Origin of the sequence: Pseudomonas nitroreducens, assembly GCF_010994165.1 — a bacterium.
Lineage (GTDB): Bacteria > Pseudomonadota > Gammaproteobacteria > Pseudomonadales > Pseudomonadaceae > Pseudomonas > Pseudomonas nitroreducens.
The window spans coordinates 61,303-74,309 of sequence record NZ_WMBX01000007.1 but is presented as its reverse complement, the minus strand read 5'-3'; the positions used below and the strand labels follow the sequence as shown (position 1 = coordinate 74,309).

Below are 13,007 nucleotides of genomic sequence, written 5' to 3'. Positions count from 1 at the left end.
CGGCCGGCATGGCGTCCAGGGGATGACACCACGCTAGCGGCCCCCACCTCGAACACAAGGATGTGCGATGGAACGAACCTGCCTGAAGTGCGGGCATCAGCATCAGTTCAACGATGCACTGCCCAGCGATGCCTGCCCCCAGTGCGGGGCCATCTACGCCAAGGTCGAAGCAGCCCGGCGACTGGCCGACTCGCCCCCGGCGCAGGCGCCCGTCAACCCTGCCGCGGCAAGCAGCCGGCTGGATGTCTGGCATTGGACACTGCTGGCGACGTGCGTCCTGCTGGCCATCTCGACAGCGCTGCTGGGCTCCCTGCTCTTCCAGGAGCTGCGCCTGAACCGCGTGCTGCTGAGCCAGCGGGAGGTGAAACCCGCGGAGCCGATCCGCAATCCGCCTGCGGCGATTGCAGCGGCCAGCATGGACGAGCGGCCGCCGGCCCCCATGAGCAGCGCACGGCCGCCGGCAAGCCTGGCCGAAGGCGCCGAAGTGATGGTGGTTTCAGGCTACGAGGCGGAAGGCAAGGCGCGTCAGGGCACGGCAGTTCAGGTCAGCATCGACCGCCCCGGCAAGTCGGTGCTGCTGGTTCTCGCCAGTTACGAAAGGATCGTGTGGCAGGTCAGTGCCAGCGAGGCTACGCAGGTCAGGGCGATTCTCGTGTCGGGCTACGATCGCCCCCGAGTGGAAACGCCACTGACCGCTCCGGTGTACCAGACCAAACTTCCCTATAGCTACGAAAAGGACAGTGGCACCTTTGTCGCCCTGCTGAAGGGTTTGAAATCGCTGTTCGGCGTGGAAAAGGTCGACGCGTTCCGCGGACAGTATTCACTGCCCGAACGGGTCGTCATCGATCAGCCGGATCCGCCGCAGAGCGATCTCACCCTGCAGGGCGAGCAACCCCAGGCGCCGCTGAAGAGCATGGAGTTCCAGCTCAGCGACAAGACTTTCGCCAAGGTTCCCTGGTCTCTCGGAGGCCCCGTCGGCACCGCGCCACCAGCCCCCCTGGCCTCGCAGGGCGCCATTCTGGTGCCCGGGGACGGGCGTATCTACCGGATCGCCAGCCACGCTTTCGAGATCGTGGAGCCGGCCACCGGCAAGGTGACGCCGCTGGAGCTGCCCGACAATTTTCCGCGCCTGTCGTGGCCCACGGACGTGACCTACGACAGCAAGCGCCACCTGGTGGTCCTCGCTTCGCTGGGCGGCGAGGGCTACCTGTACCGCTACGCTGTCGACGAGGGGCGCTGGCAGGACTTCCGCTCGCTGGACAATATAGACATCAATGCCCTCGCTTACGACGAGCAGGCTGACCGATTCGCAGCCTGGACTTCCGAGGGAGGCCTGCTGTTCCTGGCGGGCGACGGCACCCCGCTCAATACCCGCCGGCTCGCCGACCGCCTACCGGGCTACAACCGACTCTATGACACCGGGAACTCCCGGCCTCCGAGGCTGCAGGTGGTCCCCCAGGGAGATCGCATCGCCCTGCTCCGCACCTCCGGCGATTCGGTGCAGATGATCTGGTACTACGACGTCCCGATGGACCTGGTCCAGCTCACCTACAAGAAGGATGCAGCAGCCGGCGCTCAGCCCTAGCTTCCCGTCACGCCCACTGTTCCGCCGCCTGGCGGAACAGCTGCAGCGAGCGGGCGGATGAGTCAGATGGTGCGCGAGAAGCGCGCCTGCTGCCCACCGCCCAGGTAGGCATCGAAGGCCATGGCCACGCTGCGCATCATCAGTTGCCCCTGGGGCAGCAGCACCAGCGCATCGTCGTGCAGTTCGACCAGGCCGTCGCCAACCTGCTCCTGCAACTGCCGCAACGCCCCTTCGAAGTACTCGTCAAAACGAATGCCATGGCTCTCCTCCAGCGGCGCGTAATCCACCCTGCCGTGGCACATCAGCGCGCTGATCACCTCGCGGCGCAGGCAGTCGTCGTCAGTCAGGCGGTAGCCCTTGTGCACCGGCAGCAGGCCCTGGTCGAGCCGCGCGTAATACTGCGACAGCTCCTTCACGTTCTGCCCGTAGGTATCGCCGACCTTGCTGATGGACGAGACACCCAGGGCGATCAGGTCACAGTCGGCGTGGGTCGAGTAACCCTGGAAGTTGCGCTGCAGGGTGCCGTTGTTGCGTGCGACCGTGAGCTCGTCGTCCGGCAGGGCAAAGTGGTCCATGCCGATATAGACGTAGCCCGCCTCGGTCAGCCGCTGGATGGTCAGTTCAAGCAACTCCAGCTTGCGCTCGGGTGGCGGCATGTCCTCGCGGCGGATCAGCCGTTGCGCGCGCACCCGCTCCGGGAGATGGGCATAGCTGTAGGCGGCGATGCGGTCCGGGCGCAGGGCGATGATCTTGCTCAGCGTGGTGTCGAAACTCTCCATCGTTTGCAGCGGCAGGCCGTAGATCAGGTCCACCGACACCGACTTGAAACGCGCCTCGCGGGCCGCCTGTACCAGGTCGAAGACCTGCTGCTCGCTCTGTACGCGGTTGACCGCCTGCTGCACCTGCTCGTCGAAATCCTGCACACCGAAACTCAGGCGGTTGAAGCCCTGGGCGCGCAGCTCGGCGATGCGTTCGCGGCTGATGGTGCGCGGGTCGACTTCGATGGAGAACTCGTGGGCATCGCTCTCGTCGAGGTTGAAATGCTCGCGCAGGCTGTCCATTACCTCGCCCAGCTGCTCGCTGGTCAGGTAGGTCGGCGTACCGCCGCCCAGATGCAGCTGGGTGAGCTTGCGCGACCCGTCGAACAGCGCCGCCTGCAGGGCGATCTCGCGCTTGAGGTACTCCAGGTACTCCACGGCGCGGTGGGTCTTCTGGGTGATGATCTTGTTGCAGGCGCAGTAGTAGCAGAGGCTCTTGCAGAACGGGATGTGGATGTACACCGAGAGCGGCTTGGCCGCCCCCTCGTTGCCGCGCTGGTTGCTGCGCTGGGCGGCCGCCCGGTAGTCGTCGGCGGCGAAGGCGCCATGGAACTGCGGCGCGGTGGGATAGGAGGTATAGCGCGGGCCGGGACGGTCGTACTTCTCCACCAGCGCGCGGTTGAAACTCATCGATTCGGGCATGACACGGGCTCCTGAGGCGCTGGCAGTCTGACGCTGCGAGTCGCGCGGCAACCTTATACCTGCCCGCGGGAGCGCTCCCTGCGCAGGATCAAGACTTCCATCCAGTCAGGCATATCGCAGCAATCTCACGCCAGTATCCGACCGCTGGCGCAGAATCAGGAGCCGTCGCGGCGGATGGTCGAGAGGAAACTCGTGGGAATCGACATCAGCAGGATGTAGGCCGACACCACCAGCATCAACCCGCCACTGCCCAGCAGCAGGTAGCGGCGCTCCTTCACCACCGTCATGTCCAGCCCGCCGGAGAAGAGGATCCATCCCAGCCCCGCCAGGGCCACGGTGAACAGGATCGCAATCAGGTAGCTGGCGGCGACGATCAGGAACCAGAGCGGACTCCAGCGCCGGCGTGGCGGCTTTTCCATGGCTTCGGGCCTCCAGCCCCACAGCGAATACTCACGAATCCGCACAGTCTGATGGCCAGTAGCCGCTTCGGCAATCCGACAAAAGCGGAAGAAGCGCTTTCCAGACGCGACAGAACGGTTGCAAACCCGACCGGAAGCACCCGGCCGACGTACCGGAGAACCAGCAAGGGCGCTTACAATCACGTTTTTTACCGCAAGTGCAGTACGGTTCAGGAAATGGCGCTCGATCCACCCACCATGTTGACTATTTCGGTCGCCCTAGCGGCGGCCGCAGCGCTGTATCTGGCCATCGAATGGCGCAGCGTGCGCGAACGCTCGCTGCTCTACTGGAGCGCCGGTTTCGCCACCATCACCCTCGGTTCCACCCTCGCGCTGCTGCGCATGAGCGGCTATCTGCTGGTCGGCATCTGGTTCGCCAACGGTCTGCTGGTGCTGGCGCACTGGTTCTTCCTCAGCGGGGTGGCGAAGTTCACCGAGGCACGGCTGTCACGGGGCTGGCTGCTTGTCCCACTGACCTGGATAGCGCTGCTGGCGCTGCCCGATGGCGGCCCGCTGTGGTCCAAGCTCATGCTGCTGGCCAACTCCTGGCTGGTCGCCCTGCTCTCCCTGCGCGCCAGCTACCTGTTGCGGCCCCACGGCAAGTCCCTGAGCGTGGGCGCGGTGCAGCTGCGCTACGTGATGCTGGTGCATGGCGCCTTCTACCTGGCCAAGGGCGCGACCGTGATCATCCCCGGCACGCTGATCGACCTCGCCGCCTTCCGTGGCGAGATCATCCAGATATCCCTGGTCGAGGGCGCCATGGCGATCATGCTGATCGCCCTGTCGATGACCGGCACCGAACGCTACCGCCGCGAAAAGCGCATCGCCCGCCTCGCCGCGCGTGACCCGCTGACCGCCCTGTACAACCGCCGTGCCCTGGAAATGCGCGCGCCCCGCGTGTTCGAGGAAATCTCCCCCGAACGCCCCGGCGCGCTGCTGCTGATCGACATCGACAACTTCAAGCAGGTCAACGACCTGCACGGGCACACCGCCGGCGACCGCCTGCTGGTGGCGCTCAGCGAGATGATCCGCGCGGCACTCCCCGAGCGGGCCGTGGCGGCGCGCCTGGGTGGCGACGAGTTCGTCATTCTGCTGAGCAATGTCGGCGGCGAGCAGGCCATGGCGCTGGCCAACAAGCTGCGCGAGCAGTTCCAGGCCACTGCCACGCAGAATTTTGCCACGCCCCAGGCGGTCACCCTGAGCATCGGCGCCAACCTGTTCGACCAGCCGCCGGCCAGCCTCGCCGCGCTGATCGAGCAAGGCGACGCCGCGCTCTATGAATCCAAGCGCGGCGGCCGCGACAGCATCCGCCTGATGGACCGCACCCTGGCTGGCGGCGATCCGCTGCGGCTGGGCTGATGTTCGGAGCAGGATGAGCCCCTAGCGCCACAGCTGCGCAAGCACTGTGGCGTTCCCCTGAAACGACTCAGCTGCGACGCGCCGGCGCCGCGTACTGGGGCATGGTGATGCAGCCGATGTTGCCGCCGCCCAGGAGGATTTCCCGCGAGTTGTCGATGCCGATCACACGCTTCTCCGGGAACAGCTCGGCCAGCACGCCCTGGGCAATGCGGTCGTTGGGGTCATTGAAGAACGGCATGACGATGGCGGAATTGCCGGTATAGAAGTTGATGTAGGAGGCGCAGATCTTCGTGCCTTCCTGGCGATCAAAACTGCCATCGACCTGGTCCAGCCCCTCGGCTTCGGCAGCGGTCCACTCCAGCACCCGCGGCTGCGGCAGCTTGTGCACCTCCAGCGCATTGCCGCGGGCAACGCGCGCACTGCGCAGCACGTCGTAGGCCTCCTGATAAATCTCCCATTGCGGGTCGTCGCGGTCGTCGGTCCACTGCATCACCACCACGCCGGGCCGCACGAAGCAGGCAAGATCGTCGACGTGGCCGTCGGTTTCGTCGAACTTGCAGCCGCGGGGCAGCCAGATCACCTGCTCGGCGCCCAGGTAGTCGCAGAGACGGCGGGTGACTTCCTCCTTGCCCAGGTGGGCATTGCGGTTGCGGTTGAGCAAGCACTGCTCGGTGGTCAGCAGGGTGCCCTGACCGTCACTGCGGATGCTGCCCATCTCGGCGATGATCGACGCGCGATAACGGTCGAAGCCTTCGATCTCGAGGATCTTCTGCGCGATCTGGTCGTCCTTGTCCCAGGGGTAGTAGAGGCCGCCGTCGAGACCACCGTAGGCGTTGAACTGGAAGTCCACGCCACGCATCTCGCCGGTTTCGTCATTCACCAGGAAGGCCGGACCGCTGTCGCGGAACCAGGTGTCGTTGCAGGTCATTTCCACCACCCGCACCTGCTCGGGCAGCATGCGCCGGGCGTTGGCGTATTGCGCGGCGGAAGCGCAGACGGTGACCGGCTCGCTGCTGGCGATGGCCGTCACCACCTCGACCCAGATCTTCTGCGCCGGCTTGCCGCCGTTGCGCCAGACGTCCGGCCGCTCCGGCCAGCCCAGCCAGCAGCGGGCCTTGGGTTCGAATTCACCGGGCAGGCGGAAGCCGTCTGCCTTGGGCATTGTCGAGTGGGTACGGGACATCGTGACGCTCCGGAGTCAGGGAGGGGAATGGCCCAAGGTTGCCGGCCCGGAACGGCGGACACCATTGATGAATATCGCGGAATACCTGAACTGGATTCATCATTCCTCTCCACAAACGATGAATTTCCATGCGACGTGGGAGTGGACTCCGTCCGCGACCGGCCACGCTTCACGCCGAATCGCAGACAGCGTCCGCCCCTACGCGATCCCCCCGCATCAGCTATCAACCAGTTGATCGGTAAACCACTCGATGAAGTCCGCCACCGCCGGCTTTTCCAGACGCAAACGCTCGCAGACCAGGGCGTACTGCCCCAGGGAGGTGATCTGCGCGGCGAAGGGCCGGACCAGCCGGCCGCTGGCCAGGTCCTCGGCGCTGGTGAGGTTGTCGCCGATGGCCACGCCCTGCCCGCGCACCGCCGCCTCCATGGTCAGCCCGGCGTGGCCGAGGTAGACGTGCCGGCTGGGGCGGATGTCGCTGGCATGGGTGGTCAGCCAGGCAGTCCAGGATTTGCCGTCCTGATCGTCGTGCAGCAGGCAATGCCGCGCCAGGTCACGCGGATGCTTGAGCGGCGACTGGTTGAACAGGCTGGGGCTGCACACCGGGAAGAACTGCAGGGTCGGCAACGGCCGCACGAAATAGCTGCTCGCGTCTGCCGGGCCGGTACCGTAGGTGATCGCCAGGTCGATCTCCGCGGCCGGCCCCGCTGCCTCCAGCGGCTGTTCGTGCAGGTGCAGGACGATCTCCGGGTAGCGTTCGGCGAAATCCGCCAGCCTGCCCACCAGCCACTTCTGCGCCAGCTCGACCGTCACCGCCACATGCAGCTGGGCCTGGGACCCGGGATCGCGCAGCTCGTCGCACGCCGTGCCGATCAGCTCGAAGGCCTGTTGCAGGCTGTGCAGCAGGCGTCGCGCCTGGGGAGTGGGCTGCACCTGGCGACCCCGGCGCTCGAACAGCGTCGCCCCCAGTTGCTCTTCCAGCTGGCGAATCTGGTGGCTGACCGCACTGTCGGTGACACACAGTTCGGCGGCGGCGCGGCCGAAGTGCGCGTGACGGGCAGCGGACTCGAAGGTACGCAGGGCGGTAAGCGAAGGCAGGCGGCGCATGGGCGGAGCATCTTTTCGAAAAGGCGGCCGGCATGCTGACCGACACGCCGGGCCAGATGCAAGGCAGATCCTGCCGACACCTCGCGAAACGCCACCCGCGGCGGGAGTGATTCAATTCATGACGGCCGCCACTCCGCGAAAGCTCGCTGCATTCCGCGAAACGTCGTCAACGCCGCGACCGCAGCCCGTTGCAACATGCAGATTGGATACGCTTCGTGCCCGCTGTTGTGTCGTGCAGGGCACATTGATCGCGTCTCGCAGCAAAAACCCGGTTGCATATCCCGTATCGCTATCTAGGCCCATCTGCACCCACGGATCCTGCACGGGACTAGGCCCAGCTGTCTCCAGGCCGGATTCGCAACGAATGCGCGTGCCTGGCCAACGCCCCGGCATGCTGATGAGCGACCCGACGCCCCCCCTGCCCCAGCGCAGGCCATGCAGCGCACATGAGGCCCCGAAACCCGATGCAGTGAACACCCCAAACTCGCTGTCAGTTACCTCGAAGGGTACAGCGCATCAAGCAAGAAGGAGCTTGAAATGAAACTGATCGCGCAATCTTCGACTGCAATGGATGGCCAGGGAGCTGCCAGGCTGTGGAAATTCAGCTCGTCGTTCCTGTTGGCTGCGGCCATTTCCATGACCACCCAGGCCTGAGCTGCCGAACAGCCGAAACCGGCCAGCTCGGCGCCGGCCTGGGCACCACCACCTCGGCCGGCACCGTGACCCTGATCCCGCCGACCGACATCATCTCCAAGACCGGCGAGAAGCGCGTCATCGACGGCCTCACCTACGAGTTCCTCTACGCGCCGGGCAGCGAGGCGCCGGCCGAGATGATGTACTACATCAAGGAGAAGAAGGCGCTCAACACCGCCGAGGACTCCCCCCACACCCTGCACAACACCTACTCACTGCGCGGCGCGAAGACCCGTGAGCCGCTGCCCTGGTCGAAGTACCTCAACGAGGCGCTGAAGATGTGGGGCGACGACGTCCAGGTGATGTACGCCATGCACCACTGGCCGATCTGGGGCAACAAGGAAGTGCGCCACCATCACCCTGACCCGCGACACCTTGAACAAGCTGATGCTCAAGCAGACCACGCTGAAGGACGCGGAAGGCTCGGGCGAACTCAAGGTGCAGGGCGACCAGGGCAAGCTGGACGAGCTGATGGGCTACATGGACAGCTTCGACTTCTGGTTCAACATCGTCACGCCGTGACCTGGCGGTAACCCACAGGCCAGCGGCAACCCCGCTGGCCTTTCTTCCATGGCCAAACCTGCAGGACTGGGCCATCGCGCTGATCCGGCGACACAAACCGATCCGCTACCGCCGGACAATCCGCCCGTTAGCTGCTATATGCCTTGAGGCACGCGCTGCGGCGCGGCCACTCTTCTTGCGCCTTCGTATGGATACCGGCATGCCGATCCACCGCTCCAGCACCCTCCTGGCCAGTAGCCTGGGCCTGACGGCCGCCATCAGCGCCCTGTCGCTCTGGGCCATCCTGGAGATGCGCCACGATGCGCTGGAAGTCGCCAGTGCCAATGGCCATAACATCGCCCTGCTGGTGCAGCGCGACATCCAGCGCAACCTCGACCTCTACGACATGACGTTGATGGCAGTGGTCCACGCCCATGCCCAGCCCGAAGTGCGTGCGCTCTCCGGCGAAGTGCGCGAGTCGCTGCTCAAGGACTACACCGCACCGACCCATGGCATGGGCTCGGTATTCATCACCAACGCCCAGGGCGTGGCCACCTTCAATTTCGGCAAGGAGATTCCGGGGCGCATCGATCTCTCCGGGCGCGAATACTTCCAGGCGCAGCGCGAGGCCAAAGGCAACCAGCTGTACATCGGCCACCCTTACATTCCCTACTCCAGCAACGCCCGCAGCAGCATCGCACTGAGCCGCCGACTGGAGCGCGAGGACGGCAGCTTCGCCGGAGTGGTCGGCGCCAACCTGGAGCTGAACTACTTCCGCGAACTGTTCAGCGGGCTGAACCTGGGCGAAGGCGGCACCGTCAGCCTGCACATGCGCGACGGCACCCTGCTGGCGCGCTGGCCCGATTCGCCGCCTGCCGGAACACTGGCCGGAGCCTTCGAACGCTACCTGGCCAGCGGCGAGGAAACCTTCTTCGATGTCGGTAGCGACGGCGAAACACGCTGGCATGACTTCCGCCCGGTGGAAGGCTACCCACTGGTGTTCAGCGTCGCCCTGCCGTCGGCGGAAATCTACGAGGACTGGTACTGGCGCGGCGGATTGATCGCCGTGCTGGGTCTCGCGCTGGATGGCACGGTGATCGGCCTGGCACTGGTCGCCCTGCGCCAGATGCGCCAGCGCGACCGGAAGGAAGCCGAGCTGCAGATGGCGGCCAGCACCGATCCGCTGACCGGTCTGAACAACCGCCGCGCCTTCGACCTGCGCGCCAGCCACGAGTGGTCGCGTTACCAGCGCAGCGGTGCGGCGCTATCGGTAATGCTCATGGATATCGACAAGTTCAAGGCCTACAACGACCACTACGGCCACCCCGCCGGCGATGCGGCGCTCAGGACCGTGGCCCAGGTGATCGCCGAGTGGACCCGGCGCCCGAGCGATTGCGCGGCGCGCTTCGGTGGTGAGGAGTTCGTCATATTGCTGGGCGACAGCGACGAAGCCGACGCGTTGGCGCTGGCCGAACACATCCGCGCCAGCCTGCAGGAGCTCGCCGTTTTGCACGAGCACGGCCCGCTGGGAGTACTCACCCTGAGCATCGGCGTCGCCAGCACCTCGCGCTTCAGCCCGGTCAACTGGGCCGAACTGCTGCAATCTGCCGACAGCGCGCTGTACCAGGCAAAGAATGGCGGGCGCAACCGTGTGGTGGGCTTCCGCCCCGTCGAGGTCGAATCCTCCTAGCTGTGGGCGCCACGCAGGCTCAGCACCTTCAGCTCGCACTCGAACAGGAACTCGAACGCCTCCACCTGGCGCAGCGCATCGCTCATGCGTGCGCCCCAGGTGTACAGGCCATGCCCGCGAATCAGGTAGCCGGGGCAATCCGGGTGCGCATCCAGCCAGGGTTGCACTTTGGCCGCCAGGCGGGCGATGTCCTGGTCGTTGTCGAAGATGGGCACGATGACTCGGCCTTCGTGGGTGGTAACCCCGGAAAAGGCCTTCTGCAATTCGTAGCCTTCCAGCTCCAGGCGGTCGCCTGCGGTCAGGCGCGACAGCACGGTAGCGTTCACCGAGTGGGTGTGCAGCACCGCGCCGATCTCCGGGCGCCAGGCGTAGAGCTGGGTGTGCAGCAGGGTTTCCGCCGAGGGCTTCTTGCCCGGTTCCAGGCTGTTGCCGGCCAGATCGGTCTCCAGCACATCGTCCTCGCCGAGCTGGCCCTTGTGCTTGCCCGAAACGGTCAGCAGCGCACGGTCGGCGGCCAGGCGCGCCGAGTAATTGCTGCTGGTGGCCGGCGACCAGCCACGACCGTAGAGGAAGCGGCCGGCGTCGATGATCTGCCGGGTGAGTTGCTGGCGGGTGTGGGTCATGCGAACGCCGGTGCTGTTGGAAGAGGCCGCCACTCTAGCCATGCTCACCTGCAGCTAGAAATACCTTAATCGCATGAGGTCATAACTCGCGCACGCCCGCGCCAGAGCGATCCATCGCCGCGACGGCACTTGGCGCACAGCTATCTGCTCGCCGCCCGCTGCCAGGGAGTTATTATTCTCTAGGGTTATAAAAACCTGTGAAATTCATATTGGTATATACCAATTGTTCTGCCTTGCAATACGCCCCATCGCAGTCATCGGCCGCTGGCCGTTTTGGAGAAAGGCTTCATGTTCGCCCTGAGGGTCATGCTCGAATACTTCCACCCCTGGCCCAATTCGGCCGGCTTCTACCTCGCCCGCGAACGCGGCTGGTACCGCGAGGCGGGGCTGGACGTGGAACTGGTGGTGCACGACCCCTACCACGGCGACACCCTCGACCACCTGATGCGCGGCGCCGCCGCGTTCGGCGTGTTCCCCAGCAATCGCCTGCTGGTGCGCCGTGAACTCGGCCAGCCACTGATCGGCGTGGCGGCGATCAACCATCGCGGCCTGGAATCGATACAGGCCCTCACCGACAGCGGCATCCGTCGCCCCCGTGACCTGCAGGGCAAGCGCCTGGCGCTCAACCCGACGCCGCGCGGCCTGGCCATGGTGCGCCACCTGGTGAGCCAGGACGGCGGCGACCCCGATGCGGTGGAACTGGTGGACGCCGGCTTTCGCGAGCTGCGCCCCGAAGACCTGGCCGCCGGCCTGGCCGATGCCAGCTTCGGCGGCTACTGGGCCTGGGAAGCGCTGCTGCCAAGCCCCATCGCCGATGAGCGCCGCGTGGTGCTGCCGGTGGACGAGATCGGCGCCCCGCCCTACCACAGCTATCTGCTGGGCGCGCGCGAGGACTGGCTCGATGCCAACCCCGACATCGCGCGGCGTTTCCTCGCTGTCACCGCACGAGGTTTTCTCGCCGCAGCAGCGGAGCCAGAGGCCGCATTACCAGTCTACGAACGCACCATTCCCTACTTTCCCCACGCAATGCTGGCAGAATCCCTGCGGCGCATCGCGCCCAGCTGGCTGCATCAGGGCCACTGGGGCGAACAGCGCGAAGAACTGCTGCAGCCCTACGCCCAGTGGCTGCATGAATACGGCGTGCTGCGCGACCCGGAAGTCTGGCGCGGCGCCACCAGCAATGCCTGGCAAGTGGAGACCCCAGCATGACGAAGCGCCTGAGCCACGGCATGGGCCTGGAACCGGTGGAAGCCGACTGGCCGGCACTGACCGAAGCGGAGGTCGCCGTACTGCTGCAAGACTTCCCGCAGGCCGGTGGCGAAGTCCGCCTGACCTGGCACAGCCCGCGGCCGTTCTCCGCCGCCGCATTGGTGGAAACCGCCAACGGCCCGCTGTTCGTCAAACGCCATCACCCGAGCGTGCGCACGGCTGACTGGCTTGAGGAGGAGCACACGCTCCTCGATCACCTGGCCCGCCACGGCGCGCCGGTCGCGCAGGTATTGCGGGATAGCCACGGCCGCAGCGCCATCGAAGGGGACGGCTGGACCTATGAAGTCCACCAGAAGGCGGAAGGCCTCGACCTGTACCGCGACGCATTGTCCTGGACGCCGTTCCAGCACAATGCCCACGCCTTTGCGGCCGGCGCCGCACTGGCGAAACTGCACCGCGCTGCGGAAGGTTTCAATGCGCCTTCGCGCAGCGCCAGCGTACTGGTCAGCAACCTCAACCTGTTCGGCGCGCCGGACCCGTTGGCCGCCATCGAAGCGACCTTCGCCCAGGCACCCGCCCTCGCCGAGTACCTGCAAGCACGCCCCTGGAGGGAAACGCTCAGCGAACTGCACCTTCCGCTGCAACGGGAACTACTGCCCTACCTGCAACGCCAGCCGGCACTCTGGACGCATAACGACTGGCATGCCTCCAACCTGTTGTGGAGCGAGGATAGCCCGCAGGCGCAGGTGGTCTCGGTGCTGGATTTCGGCCTGAGCGACCGCAGCTTCGCGCTGTTCGACCTGGCCACCGCCATCGAGCGCAATCTGGTGCCCTGGCTGGAGCTGGACCAGGGCCGCGCCGCCGTCGCCGACCTCGATGCACTGGACGCCCTGCTGCAGGGTTACGCCAGCGTGCGCCCGCTCGGCCGCGATGACCTGCTCGCCCTGGCCGCGCTGCTGCCGCTGGTGCACGCGGATTTCGCGCTGTCCGAGGTCATCTACTTCCACGGCATCCTCGGCTCGGCCGAGAGCGCTTCGCTGGCCTACGACAACTACCTGATCGGTCATACCCGCTGGTTCCTCGACGCCGAAGGCCAGCGCATGCAGAACCATATCCGCCAACTGGCCGCGAGGGTGAAATGA

The 13,007-nt window shown here is 65.9% G+C and carries 11 protein-coding genes; 6 read left to right on the top strand and 5 right to left on the bottom strand.

Features of this window, described 5'->3' with window-relative positions:
- Positions 1–67 precede the first annotated feature (67 nt).
- A complete protein-coding gene (locus GJV37_RS26290) occupies positions 68–1,585 on the top strand; it encodes an SMP-30/gluconolactonase/LRE family protein (protein ID WP_170859415.1) in 1,518 nt (505 codons plus the stop codon).
- Positions 1,586–1,647: 62 nt separating this feature from the next.
- On the opposite strand, the gene hemN is transcribed toward GJV37_RS26290, so the two are convergent.
- A complete protein-coding gene (hemN, locus tag GJV37_RS26285; protein WP_170859414.1) occupies positions 1,648–3,045 on the bottom strand; it encodes an oxygen-independent coproporphyrinogen III oxidase in 1,398 nt (465 codons plus the stop codon).
- A 155-nt stretch (positions 3,046–3,200) separates the two neighbouring features.
- A complete protein-coding gene (locus GJV37_RS26280) occupies positions 3,201–3,464 on the bottom strand; it encodes a hypothetical protein (protein WP_065085632.1) in 264 nt (87 codons plus the stop codon).
- A 216-nt stretch (positions 3,465–3,680) separates the two neighbouring features.
- Between GJV37_RS26280 and GJV37_RS26275 the strand changes: the two genes are divergently transcribed.
- A complete protein-coding gene (locus tag GJV37_RS26275; RefSeq protein ID WP_065085631.1) occupies positions 3,681–4,862 on the top strand; it encodes a GGDEF domain-containing protein in 1,182 nt (393 codons plus the stop codon).
- A gap of 67 nt (positions 4,863–4,929) precedes the next feature.
- Here GJV37_RS26275 and aguA read toward each other — a convergent pair whose 3' ends face one another.
- Entirely contained in the window at positions 4,930–6,045 is a 1,116-nt protein-coding gene (gene aguA / locus GJV37_RS26270) for an agmatine deiminase (protein WP_193453119.1), read from the bottom strand.
- 216 nt (positions 6,046–6,261) lie between these two features.
- Entirely contained in the window at positions 6,262–7,149 is an 888-nt protein-coding gene (locus GJV37_RS26265) for a LysR substrate-binding domain-containing protein (protein ID WP_024763748.1), read from the bottom strand.
- 593 nt (positions 7,150–7,742) lie between these two features.
- Between GJV37_RS26265 and GJV37_RS29465 the strand changes: the two genes are divergently transcribed.
- Together GJV37_RS29465 and GJV37_RS26250 are read left to right on the top strand one after the other, a co-directional pair.
- On the top strand, positions 7,743–8,375 hold the full coding sequence (locus GJV37_RS29465) for an MBL fold metallo-hydrolase (protein WP_205896460.1): 633 nt from the start codon (positions 7,743–7,745) through the stop codon (positions 8,373–8,375).
- A gap of 188 nt (positions 8,376–8,563) precedes the next feature.
- Positions 8,564–10,033, top strand: coding sequence for a sensor domain-containing diguanylate cyclase (locus tag GJV37_RS26250; protein WP_024763745.1), 1,470 nt, complete (start codon positions 8,564–8,566; stop codon positions 10,031–10,033).
- Here the strand turns inward: GJV37_RS26250 and GJV37_RS26245 are convergent.
- Positions 10,030–10,656, bottom strand: a complete 627-nt coding sequence (locus tag GJV37_RS26245) for a methylthioribulose 1-phosphate dehydratase (protein ID WP_170859412.1) — start codon at positions 10,654–10,656, stop codon at positions 10,030–10,032. The two genes, GJV37_RS26250 and GJV37_RS26245, sit on opposite strands and share 4 nt — an antisense overlap.
- Before the next feature lie 288 nt (positions 10,657–10,944).
- On the opposite strand from GJV37_RS26245, the gene GJV37_RS26240 reads away from it, so the two are divergent.
- Positions 10,945–11,865 (top strand): ABC transporter substrate-binding protein, encoded by a 921-nt coding sequence (locus tag GJV37_RS26240; RefSeq protein ID WP_170859411.1) that lies wholly within the window; start codon positions 10,945–10,947, stop codon positions 11,863–11,865.
- Positions 11,862–13,007, top strand: a complete 1,146-nt coding sequence (locus GJV37_RS26235) for a phosphotransferase enzyme family protein (protein WP_193453118.1) — start codon at positions 11,862–11,864, stop codon at positions 13,005–13,007. Before GJV37_RS26240 ends, GJV37_RS26235 begins: the two co-directional genes overlap by 4 nt.

What these genes read in the sequence shown, in the direction of transcription:
- GJV37_RS26250 (WP_024763745.1), top strand. Translation starts at nt 8,564, where the DNA reads ATGCCGATCCACCGCTCCAGCACCCTCCTGGCCAGTAGCCTGGGCCTG.
- GJV37_RS26280 (WP_065085632.1), bottom strand. Translation starts at nt 3,464, where the DNA reads ATGGAAAAGCCGCCACGCCGGCGCTGGAGTCCGCTCTGGTTCCTGATC.
- GJV37_RS26290 (WP_170859415.1), top strand. Translation starts at nt 68, where the DNA reads ATGGAACGAACCTGCCTGAAGTGCGGGCATCAGCATCAGTTCAACGAT.
- GJV37_RS26265 (WP_024763748.1), bottom strand. Translation starts at nt 7,149, where the DNA reads ATGCGCCGCCTGCCTTCGCTTACCGCCCTGCGTACCTTCGAGTCCGCT.
- GJV37_RS26235 (WP_193453118.1), top strand. Translation starts at nt 11,862, where the DNA reads ATGACGAAGCGCCTGAGCCACGGCATGGGCCTGGAACCGGTGGAAGCC.
- GJV37_RS26275 (WP_065085631.1), top strand. Translation starts at nt 3,681, where the DNA reads ATGGCGCTCGATCCACCCACCATGTTGACTATTTCGGTCGCCCTAGCG.
- GJV37_RS26245 (WP_170859412.1), bottom strand. Translation starts at nt 10,656, where the DNA reads ATGACCCACACCCGCCAGCAACTCACCCGGCAGATCATCGACGCCGGC.
- hemN (WP_170859414.1), bottom strand. Translation starts at nt 3,045, where the DNA reads ATGCCCGAATCGATGAGTTTCAACCGCGCGCTGGTGGAGAAGTACGAC.
- GJV37_RS26240 (WP_170859411.1), top strand. Translation starts at nt 10,945, where the DNA reads ATGTTCGCCCTGAGGGTCATGCTCGAATACTTCCACCCCTGGCCCAAT.
- aguA (WP_193453119.1), bottom strand. Translation starts at nt 6,045, where the DNA reads ATGTCCCGTACCCACTCGACAATGCCCAAGGCAGACGGCTTCCGCCTG.